The organism is Azospirillum sp. UFLA03-27 (assembly GCF_059803775.1).
This window is the reverse complement of the sequence record NZ_JAUQTX010000119.1, coordinates 1-19,615: the sequence shown is the minus strand read 5'-3', so window position 1 is coordinate 19,615 and position 19,615 is coordinate 1. Positions and strand designations below refer to the sequence as shown.

The 19,615-nt window shown below is 67.9% G+C and carries 17 protein-coding genes and 1 pseudogene; 11 read left to right on the top strand and 7 right to left on the bottom strand.

Translation table 11 applies throughout. The annotated features are described in order from the left end of the window. The 3 genes and pseudogenes from Q4I23_RS18135 to Q4I23_RS18125 all read left to right on the top strand — a co-directional run. Positions 1-285: pseudogene (locus Q4I23_RS18135) on the top strand (hypothetical protein); the annotation flags it as partial. A gap of 62 nt (positions 286-347) precedes the next feature. Beyond that, a complete protein-coding gene (locus Q4I23_RS18130; RefSeq protein ID WP_498527101.1) occupies positions 348-1,595 on the top strand; it encodes a cation:proton antiporter in 1,248 nt (415 codons plus the stop codon). Between the two features lie 130 nt (positions 1,596-1,725). Beyond that, positions 1,726-2,961 carry a YeeE/YedE family protein gene (locus Q4I23_RS18125; RefSeq protein ID WP_498527100.1) on the top strand — a complete coding sequence of 412 codons (1,236 nt, stop codon included), beginning with the start codon at positions 1,726-1,728 and terminating at the stop codon, positions 2,959-2,961. Positions 2,962-3,039: 78 nt separating this feature from the next. Here Q4I23_RS18125 and Q4I23_RS18120 read toward each other — a convergent pair whose 3' ends face one another. Together Q4I23_RS18120 and Q4I23_RS18115 are read right to left on the bottom strand one after the other, a co-directional pair. Then, positions 3,040-4,119 carry a calcium-binding protein gene (locus Q4I23_RS18120; RefSeq protein WP_498527099.1) on the bottom strand — a complete coding sequence of 360 codons (1,080 nt, stop codon included), beginning with the start codon at positions 4,117-4,119 and terminating at the stop codon, positions 3,040-3,042. Positions 4,120-4,299: 180 nt separating this feature from the next. Continuing rightward, the gene (locus Q4I23_RS18115; RefSeq protein ID WP_454017606.1) at positions 4,300-5,217 is read right to left on the bottom strand and encodes a LysR substrate-binding domain-containing protein; all 918 of its coding nucleotides are present in this window, start codon (positions 5,215-5,217) and stop codon (positions 4,300-4,302) included. A 134-nt stretch (positions 5,218-5,351) separates the two neighbouring features. On the opposite strand from Q4I23_RS18115, the gene Q4I23_RS18110 reads away from it, so the two are divergent. From Q4I23_RS18110 to dgcN, 5 genes are all read left to right on the top strand, one after another. After that, positions 5,352-6,467 carry an S-(hydroxymethyl)glutathione dehydrogenase/class III alcohol dehydrogenase gene (locus Q4I23_RS18110; RefSeq protein WP_237906501.1) on the top strand — a complete coding sequence of 372 codons (1,116 nt, stop codon included), beginning with the start codon at positions 5,352-5,354 and terminating at the stop codon, positions 6,465-6,467. A gap of 7 nt (positions 6,468-6,474) precedes the next feature. Next, a complete protein-coding gene (gene fghA / locus Q4I23_RS18105; protein WP_498527098.1) occupies positions 6,475-7,326 on the top strand; it encodes an S-formylglutathione hydrolase in 852 nt (283 codons plus the stop codon). A gap of 144 nt (positions 7,327-7,470) precedes the next feature. Further along, positions 7,471-8,448 (top strand): TAXI family TRAP transporter solute-binding subunit, encoded by a 978-nt coding sequence (locus tag Q4I23_RS18100; RefSeq protein WP_454017922.1) that lies wholly within the window; start codon positions 7,471-7,473, stop codon positions 8,446-8,448. A 170-nt stretch (positions 8,449-8,618) separates the two neighbouring features. Further along, positions 8,619-10,694, top strand: coding sequence for a TRAP transporter permease (locus tag Q4I23_RS18095; protein WP_454017608.1), 2,076 nt, complete (start codon positions 8,619-8,621; stop codon positions 10,692-10,694). 51 nt (positions 10,695-10,745) lie between these two features. Continuing rightward, positions 10,746-11,759 carry an N-acetyltransferase DgcN gene (dgcN, locus tag Q4I23_RS18090; RefSeq protein WP_454017609.1) on the top strand — a complete coding sequence of 338 codons (1,014 nt, stop codon included), beginning with the start codon at positions 10,746-10,748 and terminating at the stop codon, positions 11,757-11,759. Between the two features lie 2 nt (positions 11,760-11,761). On the opposite strand, the gene Q4I23_RS18085 is transcribed toward dgcN, so the two are convergent. Continuing rightward, complete coding sequence (locus tag Q4I23_RS18085; RefSeq protein ID WP_498527097.1) at positions 11,762-11,887, bottom strand: hypothetical protein; 126 nt, start codon at positions 11,885-11,887, stop codon at positions 11,762-11,764. 1 nt (position 11,888) lies between these two features. On the opposite strand from Q4I23_RS18085, the gene Q4I23_RS18080 reads away from it, so the two are divergent. Further along, entirely contained in the window at positions 11,889-12,314 is a 426-nt protein-coding gene (locus Q4I23_RS18080) for an NUDIX hydrolase (RefSeq protein WP_094304876.1), read from the top strand. A 16-nt stretch (positions 12,315-12,330) separates the two neighbouring features. On the opposite strand, the gene Q4I23_RS18075 is transcribed toward Q4I23_RS18080, so the two are convergent. The 4 genes from Q4I23_RS18075 to Q4I23_RS18060 form a co-directional block, all read right to left on the bottom strand. After that, entirely contained in the window at positions 12,331-15,594 is a 3,264-nt protein-coding gene (locus Q4I23_RS18075) for an efflux RND transporter permease subunit (RefSeq protein WP_498527096.1), read from the bottom strand. Between the two features lie 14 nt (positions 15,595-15,608). Further along, complete coding sequence (locus Q4I23_RS18070) at positions 15,609-16,769, bottom strand: efflux RND transporter periplasmic adaptor subunit (RefSeq protein ID WP_498527095.1); 1,161 nt, start codon at positions 16,767-16,769, stop codon at positions 15,609-15,611. 73 nt (positions 16,770-16,842) lie between these two features. Further along, complete coding sequence (locus Q4I23_RS18065; RefSeq protein ID WP_498527094.1) at positions 16,843-17,109, bottom strand: hypothetical protein; 267 nt, start codon at positions 17,107-17,109, stop codon at positions 16,843-16,845. Positions 17,110-17,146: 37 nt separating this feature from the next. Further along, positions 17,147-17,689 (bottom strand): carboxymuconolactone decarboxylase family protein, encoded by a 543-nt coding sequence (locus Q4I23_RS18060; protein WP_454017614.1) that lies wholly within the window; start codon positions 17,687-17,689, stop codon positions 17,147-17,149. A 120-nt stretch (positions 17,690-17,809) separates the two neighbouring features. On the opposite strand from Q4I23_RS18060, the gene Q4I23_RS18055 reads away from it, so the two are divergent. Then, on the top strand, positions 17,810-18,634 hold the full coding sequence (locus Q4I23_RS18055) for an AraC family transcriptional regulator (protein ID WP_498527093.1): 825 nt from the start codon (positions 17,810-17,812) through the stop codon (positions 18,632-18,634). A gap of 146 nt (positions 18,635-18,780) precedes the next feature. Continuing rightward, positions 18,781-19,416, top strand: a complete 636-nt coding sequence (locus Q4I23_RS18050) for a histidine phosphatase family protein (protein ID WP_498527092.1) — start codon at positions 18,781-18,783, stop codon at positions 19,414-19,416. The last annotated feature ends 199 nt before the right edge of the window (positions 19,417-19,615 follow it).

Genomic DNA, 19,615 nt, shown 5'->3' with positions numbered 1-19,615 from the left:
GCGTATAATCGTCGGCAGCGTCAGATGTGTATAAGAGACAGTCCCGAAATCGTCTTCACCGGCTACCTCGCGGCGGGCACGCCGTCGCGCATCCTGGTCGACGCGGGCCGGGCACGGTACCTGCGCTGGAACGTCCACCCGACGCTGCGCCAGTTGACGGCGCTGGTGGCCGCCACGGGGGCGGAGCGGGTGCTGCCCGCCTTCGGCGACATCCGGCACCGGGAAGGCTGGAGGGCCGCCTTTGCCCCGGCGATCCTGGAAGGGGTGGACGCTCCCGAGGACTGAGCGCGAGAGGAACACCGCGGACATCCTGTTGGCATGGCCTGTTCCTTTGCCGACGGATATCCATGGGCACCTTCGAGCTGCTGTCCCTCCTGCTGACCCTGGCGGCGCTGTTCAGCTTCGCCAGCCGCGGCCTGCTCGGCCTGCCGGCGACGGCGGGGGTGTTCCTGCTGGCCTTCGGCTTCGCCTTCGCGACGGCGGTGGTCGGGACGCTGGTCCCGGCCATCGACATCCGCGCCTGGGAGGAGCGTCTGGTGACCAGCGCCCACCTGCCCGAAGCGCTGCTGGAAGGGGTGCTGGCCTTCCTGCTGTTCGCCGGGGCGGTGGAGCAGGACAGCGGCACGCTGTGGCGGCGGCGCTGGGTGGTGGCGCTGCTGGCGACGCTGGGCGTCGTGGTCGCGACCGCCGTCATGGGCTCCGGTATGTGGCTGGTCTTCGACGCCATGGGCCAGCCGGTGCCTCTGATCTGGTGTCTGGTGCTGGGGGCGGCGCTGGCGCCGACCGACCCGGTGGCGGTGCTGGCCGTGCTGCGCAAGGCGCCGCTTCCGGAGGGCCTGCGCACCGCCATCGCGGGGGAGAGCCTGTTCAACGACGGCATGGGGGTGGTGCTGTTCGCCCTGCTGCTCGGGCTGGCCACCGGGACCGACACCGATGTGACGGTGCTGGGCGTCGCCTGGGACATCGTGAAGGAGGCGGGCGGCGGCGTCCTGCTGGGGCTGGCGACCGGCTCGATCGCCTTCTGGGCGAAGAGCCGGGCGGACGATCCGGCGGTGGAGCTGTCGATCTCGCTGGCCCTGGCGGCGGCGACCTACAGCCTCGCCCAGCGGCTCGGCCTGTCCGGCCCGATCGCCGTCGTGATGGCGGGGCTGCTGATCGGGAACACCGCCAAGCACCATGTCTCGTCGGAGCGGACGGGCTTCATCATGAAGGCCTTCTGGGCGATGGTGGACGCCATCCTGAACGCCATCCTGTTCATGCTGGTCGGACTGGAGGCCGCGGTGGTGCTGTCCTGGCAGGCGCCGGTGATGGTCGTGGCGTTCCTGGCACCATTGCTGGCGCTGGTGGCCAGGCTGGCGAGCGTGCTGCCCGTGGTCGTCGTCCATCTGCGCAGCCAGCGCAAGGCGGCGGCGACCGCCGTTCTGACCTGGGGTGGTGTGCGCGGCGGCATCGCCGTGGCCCTGGTGCTGTCGCTGCCCGACAACCCGTACCGCGACCTGCTGCTGGTCGCCTGCTACGCCGTCGTCGCCTTCACCATCATCGTGCAGAGCCTGACGCTCGGCCGGCTGGCCCGGCGCCTGTTCCCCGAGGGCTGATGGAGGTCTCCCGCGCAGGACAGGAATGCGCAGAACGGCCTTTCCTGTGGAAAGCATCCCATTATCTACTGAAGCCAATCAGGCAATCGCCTTTATCAACGTTTTATTTTTGTTGTTTTGGAGTGTCGGGATGACGGACACGACTCTGGGCCGGGCGGCGGGTTCGGCCACGCTGCTGCCGGGAATCGACTGGCGGGTGGTCACCGTGGCGCTGCTCGCCCTGGTGGGCGGCGGCCTGTGGATCGGCGACGCCGTGTCGGGACGGCAGGCGGCGCTCTATCTGGTGGGCGGGGCCATGGGCCTCGTGCTCTACCACGCGCTGTTCGGCTTCACCTCCGCCTTCCGCGTCTTCATCGCGGACCGGCGCGGGGCGGGCTTGCGGGCGCAGATGGTCATGCTCGCCGTGGCCTGCGCGCTGTTCTTCCCGGTGCTGGCGGCGGGGACGCTGTTCGGCACGCCGGTGAAGGGGCTGGTGTCGCCGGTCGGCCTGTCGGTGGTGGCCGGCGCCTTCCTGTTCGGCATCGGCATGCAGCTCGGCGGCGGCTGCGCCTCGGGCACGCTGTTCACGGTGGGCGGCGGCAGCACGCGGATGGTCGTGACGCTGGCCTTCTTCATCGTCGGCTCGGTGCTGGGCGCCTATCACCTGCCCTGGTGGCAGGCGCAATGGACCGCCGCCCCGGTGTCGGTGGTCGCGGCCTGGGGCTGGCCGGTGGCGCTGGCGGTCAACCTCGTCCTCTTCGCCGCGGTCTATGCCGGCACCCTCGCGCTGGAGAAGCGGCGCCACGGCCGCCTGATCGAAGGCGCCCCGGCCAAGACCGAGGGCCTGCGGCGCTTCCTGCGTGGCCCCTGGCCGCTGGTCTGGGGAGCGGTGGCATTGGCCGTGCTGAACTTCGCGACGCTGGCGCTGGCCGGGCGCCCGTGGGGCATCACCTCGGCCTTCGCGCTGTGGGGCAGCAAAGGGCTGGCTGGGCTGGGCGTGGACGTCGTCTCCTGGCCCTTCTGGCAAGCGCCGGCCCAGGCCAGGGCGTTGCAGGAGAGCGTGCTGACCGACGTCACCTCGGTGATGGATTTCGGCATCATCCTGGGGGCGCTGCTCGCCGCCGGTCTGGCCGGCAAGTTCGCCCCGGTGTGGAAACTGCCGTTGCGGTCGCTGGTGGCGGCGGTGGTCGGTGGGCTTCTGCTCGGCTACGGCTCGCGCCTCGCCTACGGCTGCAACATCGGCGCCTATTTCAGCGGGATCGCGTCGGGCAGCCTGCACGGCTGGGTGTGGATCGTCGCGGCGCTGGCCGGCAACTATCTGGGCACCGCCCTGCGCCCGTTCTTCGGCCTGGAGGTCGAGCGCACGCCGCGCCAGACCGCCTGCTGAGCGGGATGCTCCGATCGGAAACAAGCGATGTGGCGGGCCGTCGAAGAGACGGATCGCCACGTCGCTGACGCGAAGTTTTTACAAAGGCTGGTAAGGGACGGACACGATGTCAGAAGCGGACAGGGTCCTCACATTCAGCGTCGCCATCACGACGGCGGCGCCGGAGCCGGAGCCGTCGGCGTCGTAGGACAGCGTTCCGGTTGCGGTGTCGAATATGAAGCGGTCATCCGCGTCCGTCGGCGCATCCAGCGCGAACAGACCCGCGTCAAGCGTTCCGTCGGGGAGACCGAAACTCGAGCCTTCGAGTTCGATGCGATCCACCCCGCTTTCAAAGTCCAGGATCACGTCCGCATTTCCGAAAAACCGGTTGAAGCGGAAGGCGTCGGCACCGGCGCCGCCGATCAGGACATCGTTGCCGAAGTCGCCCAGAAGGGTGTCGTTTCCGGCCCCGCCGGAAAGAGTGTCGTTGCCGCTCCCCCCTTGCAGCTTGTTGTCTCCGGAATCCCCGGTCAGGGTGTCGCTCATATAGGACCCGTAGAGATTTTCGATCCCGCTGAGGAGGTCGCCCTCCGCGTGGCCGCCGACGCCGATGCCGGTGGAAAGGTCAACCGTGACCGCCTCGTTGGAGTACATGTAGGACGCCAAGTCGATGCCGTCGCCGCCGATGATCACATCGGCCCCCAGGCCGCCATTGATGGTATCGTTCCCGTCATCGCCGCGCAGGGTGTCGTTTCCGTTGCCTCCGAACAGATTGTCGTTGCCGGCTCCCGCGTTGATCTCCACGGCGGTGGCGGCGAAGTGGTTGCTGTAGCTGTCATTTCCATCACCGCCATAGACCCTTTCGATCTGTGATGCCGCGAGGTCGACGATGATGGACCCGCTCCCCTCCACGACAAGGGTGTCGAAGCCGGCTCCGCCATCCACCTGATTGTAATGGTAGAGGATGGCCGCGACATGGAGGTGGTCGTCGCCATCGCCACCAAGCAGCGTGTCGGAGCCGGAGACACCATAAAGCCAGTCATCGCCGGCGCCACCGTCAAGAAGATCGCTGCCTCCCCCACCGCGCAAGGTGTCGTTGCCCTCTAATCCTGAAAGGGTATCGGCATCGTATCCACCCGTCAGGGAGTCCGCGCCCGCAGTGCCAATGATCGTCGACATCCTCATCTCCTGATTGATCGTTGTTCGGTACCCGCATCCCTGCGGCGCGCGACGGTATCGGCAATTCAGGGTAGATGAGCGTGACGGCCGTCACTCCTGATGAGAAATGTTCTGCGGCAGGAAGACGCATGACAGGTGTCGGGTGAAATGATTTTCTCTTTGGGCGCGGGTGTCGTGTCGTCAGCGATATTCCGGCCGCCGGGCCAGCCCTTCCTTGAGATGCTGGATCAGCAGCCGCACCTTGGGCGACAAGTGGCGCTGCGGCGGGTAGACGGCCCAGACGGCGGTGTTGGGCGGGCGGTGGGCTTCCAGAAGGGCGACCAGCCGCCCCGCCGTCAGATGCTCCACCACATAGTAGTCGGGCAGCTGGCACAGCCCGAAGCCGCGCAGCGCGGCGTCCAGCACCGCCGTGCCGCTGTTGCAGCGCCAGCGCCCCTGCGGCCGGAACAGCCACTCCGGGCCGCTTCCTTCCGAGGTGCCATCCTCCAGCGAGCCTGCGTCGAAGGTCCAGCCGTCCGCGGTGCCGGTCAGGCAGTCGTGCTCGGTGAGGTCGGCCAGCCGACGCGGCGTCCCGCGCCGCTCCAGATAGGACGGGGCGGCGCACAGATGCATGACCCGCGGCGCGATCCGCGTGGCGACGAGGCTGGAATCCATCAGGCGCCCCAGCCGCACCGCGAGATCCACCCCTTCATGCACCAGATCCAGCCGGCGGTTCGTCAGCTCGATCTCGACGCGGAGCTGGGGGTGGCGCTCCAGGAAATCGTTGACCAGCGGGACGACGAACCGCTCGCCGTAGGCCACCGCGCAGGTCAGCCGCAGCAGGCCCTTGGGCTCCGCCTGGAGGTCGCTGACGGCGAGCAGCGCCTCGTCCCGCTCCTCGATCAGGCGGCGGCACTGGGCGAGCAGGGAGCGGCCGGCCTCGGTCAGCGTCACGCTGCGGGTGGTGCGGTAGAACAGGCGGGCCTGCAGCCGGTCCTCCAGCCGCGCCACCTGCCGGCTGACCTGCGAGGAGGAGATGCGCAGCCGCTCCGCCGCGCGGGAGAAGCCGCCGCACTCGGCGACCGCCACGAATTCGTCGATGCCATCCCAGCGGCTCACCCGTCAGACCTCCAATGCCGCGCCGATTATCCCCATACGGCAACAATCCTCTCCAACATTGCAGCGTTGTCAACGCGCGCGGAATGCTAACGTCGATCATCAAAGAAACGCGAACGCATGGAGACGGTGGGATGGTGAAGTCACGCGCGGCGGTGGCCTGGGAAGCGAAGCGCCCCCTTGACATCGAAGAGGTCGAGGTCGCAGCGCCCAAGCAGGGCGAGGTCTTGGTGCGCATCGTCGCCACCGGCGTCTGCCACACCGACGCCTACACCCTGTCCGGCATGGATTCGGAGGGCGTGTTTCCGGCGATCCTGGGCCATGAGGGCGCCGGCATCGTCGAGGAGGTCGGGCCGGGCGTCACTTCCGTCCAGGTCGGCGACCATGTGATCCCGCTCTACACGCCGGAATGCGGCAAGTGCAAATTCTGCCTGTCCGGCAAGACCAACCTCTGTCAGGCGATCCGCGCCACTCAGGGCAAGGGCCTGATGCCGGACGGCACCAGCCGCTTCACGGTGAAGGGCCAGCCGGTGTTCCATTACATGGGCACCTCCACCTTCTCCGAATACACGGTGCTGCCTGAGATCGCGGTCGCCAAGATCAACAAGGCGGCGCCGCTGGAGAAGGTCTGCCTGCTCGGCTGCGGCGTGACCACCGGTATGGGCGCCGTGCGCAACACCGCGAAGGTCGAACCGGGCTCGACGGTGGCGATCTTTGGCCTGGGCGGCATCGGCCTGTCGGCGATCATCGGCGCCGTTATGGCGAAGGCGTCGCGCATCATCGGCATCGACATCAACCCCGACAAGTTCGAGATCGCCAAGCAGCTCGGCGCCACCGACGTGGTGAACCCGCAGGATTACGACCGCCCGATCCAGGAGGTTCTGGTCGAGATGACCGACGGTGGCGTTGATTACAGCTTCGAGTGCATCGGCAACGTCAAGGTGATGCGCGCGGCGCTGGAATGCTGCCACAAGGGCTGGGGCGAGTCGGTGATCATCGGCGTCGCCGGGGCGGGGGAGGAGATCAGCACCCGCCCGTTCCAGCTGGTCACCGGGCGCGTCTGGCGCGGCTCCGCCTTCGGCGGCGTGCGCGGCCGGTCGGAGCTGCCGGATTACGTGGAGCGCTACCTGAAGGGCGAGTTCGAGCTGGACACCTTCATCACCCACACCATGGGGTTGGAGGACATCAACGAGGCCTTCGATCTGATGCACGAGGGCAAGAGCATCCGTTCCGTCATCCTCTACAACCCGTGAGGACCGGATGGAGTCGCAATTGACCCAGATCGCGGCGAACCGCTGCTTCGGCGGCTGGCACAAGCGCTTCCGGCACCGCTCCGCGGTGCTGGACTGCGACATGGTGTTCGCCGTCTATCTGCCGCCGCAGGCCGAATCGGGCAGGGTGCCGGTGTTCTACTGGCTGTCCGGCCTGACCTGCACGGACGAGAACTTCATGCAGAAGGCCGGCGCCATGCGGATGGCGGCGGAACTCGGCATCGCCATCGTCGCGCCGGACACTAGCCCGCGCGGCCCCGACGTGCCCGGCGACCCGGACGGCGCCTGGGACTTCGGGCTGGGCGCCGGCTTCTACGTCAACGCGACGCGGGAGCCGTGGGCGAAGCATTACCGCATGCACGACTATGTGGTGCGCGAACTGCCGGAACTGGTCGAGGCCGAACTGCCGGTGACCGACCGGCGTTCGATCTCCGGCCATTCCATGGGCGGGCATGGCGCGTTGGTCTGCGCGCTGCGCCATCCGGGCCGTTACCGCGCCGTGTCGGCCTTCGCGCCGATCGGCAACCCGGCGAGCGTGCCCTGGGGCGAGAAGGCGTTCGAGCGCTTCTTCGGCACCGACTACGCGGCGTGGCTGGAGTGGGACAGCTGCGCCCTGCTGGGCCGCGCCACCGAGAAGCTGCCGATCCTGGTGGACCAGGGCGATGCCGACAGCTTTCTGGAGAAGCAGCTGAAGCCGGAAAACCTGCAGCGGGCGGCGGAGGCAGCGGGCCACCCGCTGACCCTGCGGATGCAGCCGGGCTACGACCACAGTTACTTCTTCATCGCCAGCTTCATCGACGACCATCTGCGCCACCACGCGGCGGCACTGCTGAAGGACTGACGCGTTTCGTCCGCACATACCGCCCGTCCGCCTCCGGAATGGGCCGTATGTGCGGACGGGGCACCCATTCGTATCGACAAGCCTCCTACCCAAAGGCATGATTTCGTTACGACGCGAAATAATTGGGAGGTTGTCGTGAAGTTCATGTCCAAGACCCGCCGTCTGGCCTTCGCTGCCGTGGCGGGCGCGGTCGCCATCGGCGCCACCGTCGCCGTGGCGCAGACCCCGGCCTTCTTCCGCATCGGCACGGGCGGCACCGCCGGCACCTACTATCCGGTGGGTGGCCTGATCGCCAACGTCATCTCCGGCACCAACGGCGGCGTGCCCGGTCTGGTGGCCACCGCCGTGGCCTCCAACGGCTCCGTCGCCAACATCAACGCGATCAACGGCGGCTCGTCCGAGTCGGGCTTCTCGCAGTCGGACGTCGCCTATTGGGCCCACACCGGCACCGGCCTGTTCGAGGGCAAGGGCAAGGTGGAGGACCTGCGCGTCATCGCCACGCTCTACCCGGAAACCATCCATCTGGTCGCCCGCAAGGACGCCAACATCAAGTCGGTCGCCGACCTGAAGGGCAAGCGGGTGTCGCTGGACGAGCCGGGCTCGGGCACGCTGGTCGACGCGCGCATCGTGCTGGGCGCCTTCGGCCTGACCGAGAAGGACGTGAAGGCGGAGTATCTGAAGCCGGGTCCGGCCGGCGACCGCCTGCGCGACGGCGCGCTGGACGCCTACTTCTTCGTCGGCGGCTACCCGACCGGCGCCATCTCCGAACTCGCGACCTCGTCGGGCATCTCGCTGGTTCCGATCACCGGGCCGGAAGTCGACAAGATGCTGGGCCAGTACCAGTTCTTCGCCAAGGACACCGTTCCGGCCAGCACCTACAAGGACGTTCCGGAGACGGCGACCATCTCCGTCAACGCCCAGTGGCTGACCAGCGCCAAGCAGCCGGACGATCTCGTCTACAACATCGTCAAGACGCTCTACAACGAGAAGAGCCGCGCCGCGCTCGACGCCGGCCACGCCAAGGGCAAGCTCGTCACGCTGAAGAACGCCACCTCGGGCCTCGGCATCCCGCTGCATCCGGGTGCGGAGAAGTTCTACAAGGAACAGGGCGTCCTGAAGTAAGGCGCCTCTGAACACGATGCACCGGGCGGGGCCGTTCCGGCATGGCGCGGCCCTTTCCCGTCCCCACCCGTGGGGTCATTCCCTCCTTCCCTCCCGGGGTTGGAGGGTTTTCGGGTTTGAGGGGTCATGAAGCAAGCCCCCGGCCCCGCCCGATTCATTCTGGAGCATCCATGACCGATACCCATCGCGACCCGCCGCCCGACATCCGGCTGGAGTCCGCGTCCATGGAACTCGACGAGGCCAAGGCGCGGGAGCTGGAGGAGAAGTTCGACTCCGAAATCCGCTTCCGGCCGCTGTCGCCGCTGGCGGGACATCTGGTCGGCGGCCTGCTGATTATTCTGTCGCTGTTCCACTACTACACTGCGGGATTCGGCCTGCTGGGGGAGATGGAGCACCGCGGCATCCATCTTTCCTTCGTGCTGGGCCTCGTCTTCCTGGTCTTCCCCTTCACCAAGCGCGGCTACGGCGAACCGGTGATGGGCACCCTGCTGCGCCCGCTCGGCATCGGCCTTCAGGACTGGGCGCTGGCCATCGGCGCGGTCGTCGCGGTGATGCACGTCCCGCTGATCCCGCTCGACGATCTGGCCTTCCGCGTCGGCAACCCGACCACCACCGACGTGATCCTCGGCTCCGTCCTGATCATCGTGCTGCTGGAGGCGACCCGCCGGTCGGTCGGCTGGCCGCTGCCGATCATCGCGTCGATCTTCATGCTCTACGCGATCTGGGGACCGCAGATGCCGGGGCTGCTGAAGCATCCCGGCGCCACGGTGTCGCAGCTCGTCGATCACCTGTACCTGACGACGCAGGGCATTTACGGCATCGCGCTCGGCGTGGTGGCGACCTACGTCTTCCATTTCGTGCTGTTCGGAGTCTTCGCCACGCGCATCGGGTTGGGTCAGCTCTTCCTCGACTGCGCGGCCTGGGTGGCCGGGCGCTACGCCGGCGGTCCCGCCAAGGTCGCCATCTTCGGCTCGGCGCTGTTCGGCATGATCTCCGGCTCGTCGGTCGCCAACACAGTGACGGTGGGCTCGCTGACCATCCCGGCGATGAAGCGTCTGGGCTACAAGCCTCATTTCGCCGCCGCCGTGGAATCGACGGCCTCGACCGGCGGGCAGATCACCCCGCCGATCATGGGGGCCGCCGCCTTCCTGATGATCGAGTTCCTGGGCCTGCCCTACACGACCATCATCCTGGCGGCCATCGTCCCGGCCTTCATGCATTTCTTCGGCGTGCTGGTTCAGGTGCATCTGGAAGCCAAGCGCAACGGCCTGCGCGGCCTGCGCCCGGACGAGATGCCGGACCTGAAGGAAGCCTTCCGCCGCGACTGGCCGACGGTCATCCCGCTGGTGGTGCTGATCGGCATCCTGATCGCCGGCTACACCCCCTATCTGGCGGCCTTCTGGGGCATCACCCTGTGCATCGCGGTCGGCCTGCTGAACCCGCGCAAGCGCATGACCATCCGGGAGGTTCTGGACGGCCTGCGCGACGGAGCCAAATACGCGCTGGCGGTCGGCGCCGCGGCCGCTTCCGTGGGCATCATCGTCGGCGTGGTCACGCTGACCGGCGTCGGCTTCAAGATCTCCTACATCGTCACCTCCACCGCCGGCGAGATGGCCGGGGTGCTCGGCGCCTTCCTGCCGGGCTGGCTGGCCGACGTGAAGGGGCTGACGCTGCTGTTCACCCTGATCATGACGGGCATCGTCTGCATTCTGATGGGTTGCGGCATCCCGACGACGGCCAACTACATCATCATGGCGACCATCGCCGCGCCGGCGCTGGGGCTGCTGGGCGTGGCGCCGATCGTCGCGCACTTCTTCGTCTTCTATTACGGCGTGCTGGCGGACATCACGCCGCCGGTCGCGCTGGCCGCCTACGCGGCGGCGGGCATGGCGGGAGCGGACCCCTTCAAGACCGGCAACACCGCCTTCCGACTGGGTCTGGCGAAGGCTCTGGTGCCCTTCGTCTTCGTCTTCTCGCCGTCGCTCCTTCTGGTGGCGCCGGGCTTCACCTGGCCGGACTTCCTCATCGCCTTCTTCGGTTGCATCGTCGGCATCGTCTGCCTGGGCGCCACGCTCACCGGCTGGCTGCTGACCACCATGCGGACCTGGGAACGGGTGCTGCTAGGGTTTGCCGCCATCCTGCTGGTCGCGCCGGAGCTGTATTCGTCGCTGCTGGGGCTGGCGCTGATCGTGCCCGTCCTGCTCCGCCAGATGTCCGCCCGCCGCCTGACGCCGGAAACGGCCTGAGCCCCGAAGCCGCCTGACAAGAACAACCGGACTCTTCGAGAGGACCCGATCATGAACATTCCCCATCCCTACCTGATGTTCCTCGGCGATGTGCAGGACCAGCTCGGCGCCAAGACGGCGCAGGGCATCGTGGACTGGCGGCGCGACTGGTGCCTCGGCCAGATCCGGCTGGAAAGCTGCAAGGCCGACCTCGGCATTCCCGACATGACGATCGCGGAGGCGGCGGGGCAGGGCGCCCGCACGCTGGTGGTCGGCGTGGTGAACGCCGGCGGCGTCCTGCCGGAGCATTGGACGAGTGTCATCGTCCAGGCCATCGAGGCCGGCATGGACGTGGCGAGCGGCCTGCACACCCGATTGGAAAGCATCCCGGCCATCGCCGACGCGGCGGCGCGCCATGGCCGCCAGCTCTTCAACGTGCGCCATTCCGACGAGCGCTTCGCCACCGGCAAGGGGACCAAGCGTCCGGGCCGGCGGCTGCTGACGGTCGGCACCGACTGCTCCGTCGGCAAGAAATACACGGCGTTGGCCCTGGAGAAGGAAATGCGCGCCCGCGGCATGGACGCCGATTTCCGGGCCACCGGCCAGACCGGCGTCTTCATCTCCGGGCGCGGGGTCGCCATCGACGCGGTGGTGGCGGACTTCATCTCCGGCGCGGTGGAGTGGATCGCCCCGGCGGCGGACCCGGCCCACTGGGACCTGATCGAGGGGCAGGGCTCGCTCTACCACCCGTCCTTCGCGGGTGTGTCGCTGGGGCTGCTGCACGGCGCCCAGCCGGACGCCTTCGTCGTCTGCCACGAGCCGACCCGGACCACCATGCGCGGCGTGCAGCACCCGCTGCCGTCGATCCAGGAGGTCATCGACCTGACGATCCGCTGCGGGCAACTGACCAACCCGGCCATCCGCCCGGTCGGAATCGCCATCAACACCAAGGCCTATGGCGAGGACGAGGCGCGCGCCTGTTTGGAGGCGGCGGCCAAGGCCCATAACCTTCCGGCCAGCGATCCTATCCGGTTTGGCGTAGGCGAAATTATTGACCGTCTGACGGAAGAATTTGCCACTGAGTAACGTTAATAGGGGATGATCATGATGACGATGGGCGGCACGAAGCACAGCCGCCCATCGTCATAAGAATGATCGCCCGCCATCCCGTTCAGCCGAATTGGATCGCGGGTCTTGCCTTCCCACTTGGACATGATGAGCAGCCGCACTCCCGCCACCCAATACGCCGCCCTTCCTTTCCGCCTTCGCAACGGCCGGCCGGAAATCCTGCTGGTCACGTCGCGGGAAACCAAGCGGTGGATCATCCCCAAGGGGTGGGCGGAGGAGGGCGTGAAGCCTTGCGCCATGGCGGCGCGGGAGGCCTACGAGGAAGCCGGCGTGCGGGGCACCGTCGATCACCGGCCCTTCGGCAATTTCCGCTACATGAAGCGGCTGAGCGTCAACAAGTCGGTCCTGTGCGCGGTGACCGTCTTCCTGCTGGAAGTCGACGAGGTGCTGGACGAGTGGCCCGAGAAGGGCCAGCGCGAGCGCCGTTGGTTGACGCCGTCCCAGGCCGCCCTGGCCGTTGGGGAAAGCGGCCTCGTGGAGATGCTGCTGCGGCTGGGCATTCCGCCGGACTGAGCCCGTCCGGCGCAGTTCACCGCTCGGGAGCGGATGTCCCTGGAACCTCCTCGCCGGCCCGACGGTACCCTCCGGACCGGTTGGTGTCCGTCCCGGATTGGGGATGGACAGGCTGCTCTTCCGTGCTTGGGGAGGGATGCTGGTTGACGGCCAGCGGCCCGCTGAACAGGCCGCGGATCACCGTATAGAACACCGGGGTGAAGATCAGGCCGAACAGGGTGACCCCCAGCATTCCCATGAACACCGCGGTGCCCAGCGACTGGCGCATCTCCGCCCCCGCGCCTTGCGCGATCATCAGCGGCACGACGCCCAGGATGAAGGCGAAGGACGTCATCAGGATCGGGCGAAGCCGGGTGCGCGCCGCCGCGACCGCGGCCTCGAAGCGGTCCTTGCCCTCGAACAGCTCGTTCTGGCGGGCGAACTCGACGATGAGAATGGCGTTCTTGGCGGCCAGCCCGACCAGCACGACGAACCCCACCTGCGCCAGGATGTCCACCGCCAGCCCGCGCATCAGCAGGCCGGTCACCGAGGCCAGCAGGCACATCGGCACGATCAGGATGACCGACAGTGGCATCGCCCAGCTCTCATACTGCGCCGCCAGCACCAGGAAGACGAAGACGACGGACAGGCCGAACACCAGCAGGCCGGTGTTGCCCGCCGCCTTCTCCTGATAGGCCAGTTCGGTCCATTCGAAGCCGAAGCCGTCCGGCAGCGTGTCGGCCGCCGCCTTCTCCATCGCCGCCAGCGCGTAGCCCGTGGAGAAGCCGGGCAGCGTGTTTCCCTGAAGCTCCGCCGCCGGATAGAGGTTGTAGCGGGCGACGCGGTAGGGTCCGGTGATGTTCTGAAACTCCGCCACCGCCCCGATCGGGACCATGTCGCCCTGCGCGTTGCGGGTCTTCAGGTTGGCGATGTCGCGTGGGGTCTGGCGGAACCGCCCGTCGGCCTGCGCGGTCACACGGTAGGTGCGGCCCAGCAGGTTGAACTCGTTGACGAAGGCGGAGCCGACATAGATCTGCAGCGCCTCGAACACCTGATCGGCGGTGACGCCCAGCATTTCCGCGCGCTGGCGGTCGATGTCCGCGAAGACCTTCGGCGTCTTGGTGTTGAACAGCGAGAACACGCCGACGAGGCCTGGGATGCGGTTCGCCGCGGCGGACAGCTCGTTCACCGCCTCCTCAAGCGCGGGCAGGCCGCGGCCCCGCTTGTCCTCGACCATCATCTTGAAGCCGCCGGAGTTGCCGATGCCGCGCACCGGCGGCGGCGGGATGGTGATGATGAAGGCGTCCTCGATGGCGCCCAGCCGGGTCCGCAGGTCGCCCAGCACGGACTCCGCGGTCTGGCCATTGGGGATGCGGTCGGCGAATGGGGCGAGGGTGACGAAGATCGCCCCGGCGTTCGGCGCGTTGGTGAAGGTGGCGCCGTCGAAGCCGGCGAAGGGCACGGCGTGGATCACCCCCGGCGTCTTCAGCAGCGTATCGACCGCGGTGCGCACCACCTCGTCCGTGCGGGCCAGCGACGAACCGGGCGGCAACTGCACCACCGTGATGAGATAGCCCTGGTCCTGGTTCGGGATGAATCCCGTCGGCGCCCGGCTGAACTGCCACGCCGTGAGGGCGAGCAGCACGCCGTAGACCGCCAGCACAATCACCGGCAGCCGCACCAGCCGCCCGGTCAGCCCGGCATAGCCGTTGGACAGCCGGTCGAACCCCCGGTTGAAGCCGCGGAAGAAGGCGTGGACCGGGCGCGTCAATGGCGACGGCTTGGGCGGGTGCTCCTCGTGCGGCTTGAACAGCAGAGCGCACAACGCCGGGCTGAGGGTCAGCGACACCAGGCAGGAAATCACCGTGGCGGTCGCGATGGTCACCGCAAACTGGCGGAAGAACTGCCCGGAGATGCCGCTGACCAGGGCCGCCGGAATGAACACCGCGGTGAGCACGAGAGCGATGGCGATCAGCGCGCCGCCGACCTCGTTCATCGTCTCGTGCGCGGCGTCCTTGGGCTTCATGCCCTGGCGGATGAACCGCTCCACATTCTCCACCACGACGATGGCGTCGTCCACGACGATGCCGATCGCCAGCACCAGTCCGAACAGCGACAGCGTGTTCAGCGAGTAGCCCAGCGCCGCCAGGACCGTGAAGGTGCCGATCAGCGAGACCGGGATCGCGGCGATCGGCACGATGGAGGCGCGCCACGTCTGGAGGAACAGGATGACGACGACGACGACCAGCGCCACGGCCTCGAAGATCGTCTTGTAGACCTCCTCCACGGACTGCGCGATGAACTCCGTCGGGTTGTAGACCACATCGTAGCGCATCCCGCTGGGGAAGCCCTTGGACAGGTCCGCCATGGTTGCCAGGATGCGGTCGGCGGTTTCCAGCGCGTTGGAGCCCGGCCTCTGGAAGATGACCAGCGGCACCGCCTGCTGACGGTCCAGATAGGCGTTGAGGTTGTAGTCCTGCGCCCCCAGCTCGACCCGGGCCACGTCGCGCAGACGGGTGACCGCGGCCCCGTCGGTCTTGACGATGATGTTGCCGAACTCGCGCGGGTCGGTCAGGCGGCCCAGCGTCTCGACGTTCAGTTGGAAGGCGCCGGGAGCCGGCACCGGCGGCTGGTTGATGACGCCGCCCGACACCTGGACATTCTGCGCCTGGATCGCCCGCACCACGTCGCCGGCGGTCAGGCCGCGCGCCGCCACCCGGTCGGGGTCAAGCCAGACCCGCATGGCGTAGTCACGGGCGCCGAACACCTGGATGTCGCCCACCCCGTCCAGGCGCGCCAGAACGTCCTTGATCTGCAGCAGCGCGTAATTGGACATGTAGAGCTGGTCGCGCGTCCCGTCCGGCGAGTTCAGGTGGATCACCATCAGCATGTCGGGCGAGTTCTTGCGCACGGTCACGCCGATGCGCCGCACGTCCTCCGGCAGGCGGGGCTCGGCCACGGCGAGTCGGTTCTGCACCAGCACCTGCGCGGTGTCCAGGTCGGTGCCCAGCTTGAAGGTGATGGTAAGCTGGAGGCGCCCGTCGCTTGTCGCCTGCGAGGCCATGTAGAGCATGTCCTCGACGCCGTTGACCTCCTGCTCGATGGGAGCGGACACGGTGTCGGCGACCACCTGCGCCGACGCGCCGGGATAGGTCGCGTTGACCACGATGGTCGGTGGTGCGATTTCCGGATATTGCGCGACCGGCAGGGTCAGATAGGCGAAAACCCCGATCAGCGTGATGAAGATGGACAGGACCGCCGCGAAGATCGGCCGGTTGATGAAGAAGTGCGAAATGTTCATGGCCCCGGCTCCGCTCAACCGGCCGGCGGCTTGGGTGGCTCGATCCGTCCGTCCTGCGGGGTCACCTTGGCACCCGGCCGGGCCCGGACGAGGCCGTTGATGATGACCTTGTCCGTCTCCTCCAGCCCGGAGCGCACGACGCGCAGCCCGTCCTCAATGGGGCCGAGCCGCACCGGCTTCGGCACCACCGTCCCATCGTCGGCGACCGTCAGGACGATCTTGTTGGCCTGGTCGCTGACCACCGCCTGATCGGGGATCAGCGTAGCGGTGTAGCGGTCGGACCCCGGCAGGCGCAGCCGCCCGAACTGGCCGGGCGTCAGCAGCAGCGACGGGTTGGGAAAGACGGCGCGGGCACGGATGGTGCCGGCGCCGGGGCTCACCTGATTGTCGATGAAGTTCAGCGTGCCCTTCAGGGGCCAGCTCTGCTCGTCGAACAGGCGGCCCTCGACCTCGATGCCGCCGTCGCGTTGCGACTTCAGCGCGCCGCGCGCCGCCGCCCGTTGGTAGGCGAGGTAGTCGGCTTCGCTCATGTCGAAGATGAAGTAGATCGGGTCGAGCGAAACGATGGTGGTCAACAGGGTCGTCGTGCTGGTGTCCCCGCCGACGATGAGGTTGCCGACGCTGACCTCGCGCCGGCTGATGCGGCCGGCGATCGGGGCGGTGATGCGGGTGAAATTCAGGTTCAGCTCGGCCGTCCGGACGGCGGCTTTCGCCACCTCGACACCGGCGGCATCGACGCGGACCTGCTGCTGACGCTCGTCGAACACGCTGGCCGCGACGTTGTCGCTGCGCCGCAGCTCCGACGCGCGGGCGAGCTGACGGTTCGACAGGTCCAGCTTGGCTTCGGCCTGCTGCTGCTCCGCCCGCGCCGAGGCCAGAGCCGCCTCGAACGGCCGCGGGTCGATGACGAACAGCGGATCGCCCTGCTTGACGACTTGCCCGTCCTGGAACGCGATGGAGTCGAGATAGCCGCTGACCCGTGCCCGGATTTCCACGAAGTCCACCGCCTGGAACTGGCCGGTGAACTCGTCCCATTCGACTATCTCCTTGCGCAGCGGCGGGCTGACCGTCACCGGCGGCGGGGCATTCTGGGCGGTGTCGGCGGCATGGGCGCGGTGGCCGGATGGGCCGGCCATTCCCAAGCCACCGACCGCCGCGATGGCGATAAGGAGCATCGCCGGACCGGCCTTCATCCAGAATGCGGCTTTGCTTGTCCCCACCACCATCATGGCCGCCTTCGCTCCCGCTTCAGGAACATCGATGGTTGCATGGATTGGCGGAGTTCCACAGCGCGCGAAAGCTGCGGCTGCCACCCGTTATAAAAGAGAACGGAAAGGCTGATCGGCGAGCCCGGACGGGATCAAACAGGGGTGGGGTGGCGGCGAGGCTTGCGTTGACGTCGTGGACCAGCGTGCGCTCGCCGCCCGGGTTGTCGCGGATGGCCTCGACGATGACCTCCGCGGCGTCGGTCGCCAGACCTTTCATCGTCTCGACGCTGAAGGCTTTCAGCGGCATGGCGCGGTTGCGCCTTCAGATGCTCGATCACCGCCAATCAGGACGGAAGGGCCGGCGCCCTGGGGAAGTCGAGGTCGGTTTCGATCAGGTTGTTGGCGTAGTTGGTCAGGACGCTGCCGACGGTGTTGGCCAGCACCTCCAGGATGATGGCGTCGTCGAGCCCGGCCGCCCGGACGGCCTCGAGCACCACCGTCGGGACGCGCCCACGGTTGTCCACGATGGACCGGGCCAGCGTCACGATGGCGTTCGAGCGCGGGTCCTCCGGCTGGCCGGCGCGCGCCACCAACACCTCCGTCTCGCTCAGCCCGACGGCCTTGCCGCTCAGGCTGTGGGCGGAAAGGCAGTAGTCGCAGCCGTTCGCCTGCGCGACGGCCAGCGCGATGCGCTCCCGATCCTTGGCGGACAAGGCGCCTCCGGCCAGCGCGCCGGTGACGGCCAGATAGCTGCCGAGCGCCGCGGGGGAGTGCGCCAGCGTGGCCAGCACGTTCGGTACCTTTCCGATCTTCGCCTTGATGGCGGCGAGTTGCGGAGCGACTGCGGCGGGCGGGTTGCTGCGGTCGACGGGAATGATGCGGGCCATGGGAGTCTGTCCTTCCAAATCGGTGAGGCGACCCGATGCCGCCTCGACATGGGCAGAGGATAGCCGTACGATCCGCAACAGATCGTCCGTTTTTGTTTGCAGATCGTCCGAAAGGCCATCATGAACCAGCCGGACCGTTTGGCTGCCGCCTTGCAGCGTGTGCGCATCACCGCGCGGGTGTTTCACGCCGGCGGATTCTGCGGGACGGGCGCCGTGCTGGGCGAGCGCGCCGGCGGCCATCTCCACCTGCTGCGGGGCGGGCGCCTCGGTCTGGAGAGCGGACGGGGGCGCCTCCTTGAGGTGATGGGACCTGCGGCCATCCTCCTGCCGCGGGCGCACCGCCATCACCTGACCACCGAAATGGACACCACCGATACGGACGGGCGGAGCGAGGCGGCTACGGTGGATCTCGTCTGCGCCGACATCGACCTCGGCGGCCTGCGCAACCCGCTGGAGCATGGACTGCCCGACGTCATGGTCGTCCCGCTCGATCAGGCGCAGGCCTTGGCCGCGGTGCTGGAGTTGCTGTTCGACGAGGCGGGAGGGCAGGGGTGTGGCCGTCAGGTCGTCCTGGATCGGCTGGCGGAGGTCGCGATCGTCCATGTGCTGCGCCACGCCATTGAACGGGCGGACGGCCGCACGGGATTGCTGGCCGGTCTGGCCCATCCCGCGCTGTCCCGCGTGTTGGTCCGGCTGCATGAGCAACCATCGGCAGCCTGGACCCTGGAACGCATGGCGGATGAGGCCGGCATGTCGCGCAGCGTCTTCGCCGAAACCTTCGCCGAGGTGGTGGGCATGACGCCGGGTCTCTATCTGCGGAGCTGGCGCCTTCAATTGGCGAGAGCCCGGCTGGGTGAGGGGGCGACGCTGAAGCAGGCGGCTCGCGACGTCGGCTACGCCAGCCATGCCGCGCTGTCGCGGGCCCTGTCGGCAAGCGTGTCGTAGGGAGCGGCTCCAGGGGTGGGACGTCCCGGATGCGAGACACGCCGACGCCGTCTGGTGGCAGAGTGGCGGGCCGCAAGGTGGCCTGGGCTTTCGGCTCGCCGGACCAATATTGACCTCATCAGTTTGCCGTCAACCGCGATGGTCCGATGCCGAAGCCGTTCCGCCGCAGGTCGCTTGCCCTCATCGCCATTGCCCTCGTGGCCATTGCCGTTTTGATCGCGTGTTCCGCTTCGGTGGGTTCGGCCGCTGATCCCGGCAAAGTCGATCCAAGGGGATTGATCATCCTCATGAGGCATGCGGAGGCACCCGGAGTCGGCGATCCGCCGAATTTTCAGCTCCGCGATTGTGCGACCCAGCGCAACTTGGACGCGAACGGCCGCGAGCAGGCACGGCGGGTCGGTGATCGGCTGCGCAGCCTCGCTGTCGGGGGGGCCACGGTCTATTCAAGCCAATGGTGTCGATGCCTGGAAACGGCGCGGCTTCTCGATGTCGGTGCGGTGCGGGAGCTTCCGGTGCTCAACTCGTTCTTCGAGCGGCGTGAGGAGCAGGATGCACAGATGGCCTCGTTGCGCCGCTTTCTGGCGGGACTGCCAGCCGATGGCACTCCGGTCGTGCTGGTGACGCATCAGGTGGTTGTGACCGCGCTGACCGGTGTCTTCCCGGCGTCCGGAGAATCGGTTCTCCTGCGGGCGAACGGAACGGACAAGCCGGCCATCGAAGAGCGCCTCAGAACCGACGGACGGCTCCAGCTAGAAGCTCCAGATGGATGGTTGGCGCGTTGAAGCCCACGGGTCACGGCGCCAGCACCGTGCCCCGTGGGCCTGGACAACATCGGACGGTTCCGGGCGCCGTCGAGCACCCTTTGCGCTTAAGAACCCTTTGCGCTCCCAAGGCCGGCCGGGAATGCCACCTGTTACTCGGCCGCGATGGCCAAGGGGGTGTAAGAGGATTCCCGCGGTTTTGGCGTGGCCGCCCTGAAGT

Excerpts from the sequence above, each read along its gene's own strand:
- Q4I23_RS18130 (WP_498527101.1), top strand. The coding sequence starts at position 348 with ATGGGCACCTTCGAGCTGCTGTCCCTCCTGCTGACCCTGGCGGCGCTG.
- Q4I23_RS18125 (WP_498527100.1), top strand. The coding sequence starts at position 1,726 with ATGACGGACACGACTCTGGGCCGGGCGGCGGGTTCGGCCACGCTGCTG.
- Q4I23_RS18120 (WP_498527099.1), bottom strand. The coding sequence starts at position 4,119 with ATGTCGACGATCATTGGCACTGCGGGCGCGGACTCCCTGACGGGTGGA.
- fghA (WP_498527098.1), top strand. The coding sequence starts at position 6,475 with ATGGAGTCGCAATTGACCCAGATCGCGGCGAACCGCTGCTTCGGCGGC.
- Q4I23_RS18100 (WP_454017922.1), top strand. The coding sequence starts at position 7,471 with ATGTCCAAGACCCGCCGTCTGGCCTTCGCTGCCGTGGCGGGCGCGGTC.
- Q4I23_RS18095 (WP_454017608.1), top strand. The coding sequence starts at position 8,619 with ATGACCGATACCCATCGCGACCCGCCGCCCGACATCCGGCTGGAGTCC.
- dgcN (WP_454017609.1), top strand. The coding sequence starts at position 10,746 with ATGAACATTCCCCATCCCTACCTGATGTTCCTCGGCGATGTGCAGGAC.
- Q4I23_RS18085 (WP_498527097.1), bottom strand. The coding sequence starts at position 11,887 with ATGTCCAAGTGGGAAGGCAAGACCCGCGATCCAATTCGGCTGAACGGG.
- Q4I23_RS18080 (WP_094304876.1), top strand. The coding sequence starts at position 11,889 with ATGAGCAGCCGCACTCCCGCCACCCAATACGCCGCCCTTCCTTTCCGC.
- Q4I23_RS18075 (WP_498527096.1), bottom strand. The coding sequence starts at position 15,594 with ATGAACATTTCGCACTTCTTCATCAACCGGCCGATCTTCGCGGCGGTC.
- Q4I23_RS18070 (WP_498527095.1), bottom strand. The coding sequence starts at position 16,769 with ATGCTCCTTATCGCCATCGCGGCGGTCGGTGGCTTGGGAATGGCCGGC.
- Q4I23_RS18065 (WP_498527094.1), bottom strand. The coding sequence starts at position 17,109 with ATGCCGCTGAAAGCCTTCAGCGTCGAGACGATGAAAGGTCTGGCGACC.
- Q4I23_RS18060 (WP_454017614.1), bottom strand. The coding sequence starts at position 17,689 with ATGGCCCGCATCATTCCCGTCGACCGCAGCAACCCGCCCGCCGCAGTC.
- Q4I23_RS18055 (WP_498527093.1), top strand. The coding sequence starts at position 17,810 with ATGAACCAGCCGGACCGTTTGGCTGCCGCCTTGCAGCGTGTGCGCATC.
- Q4I23_RS18050 (WP_498527092.1), top strand. The coding sequence starts at position 18,781 with ATGCCGAAGCCGTTCCGCCGCAGGTCGCTTGCCCTCATCGCCATTGCC.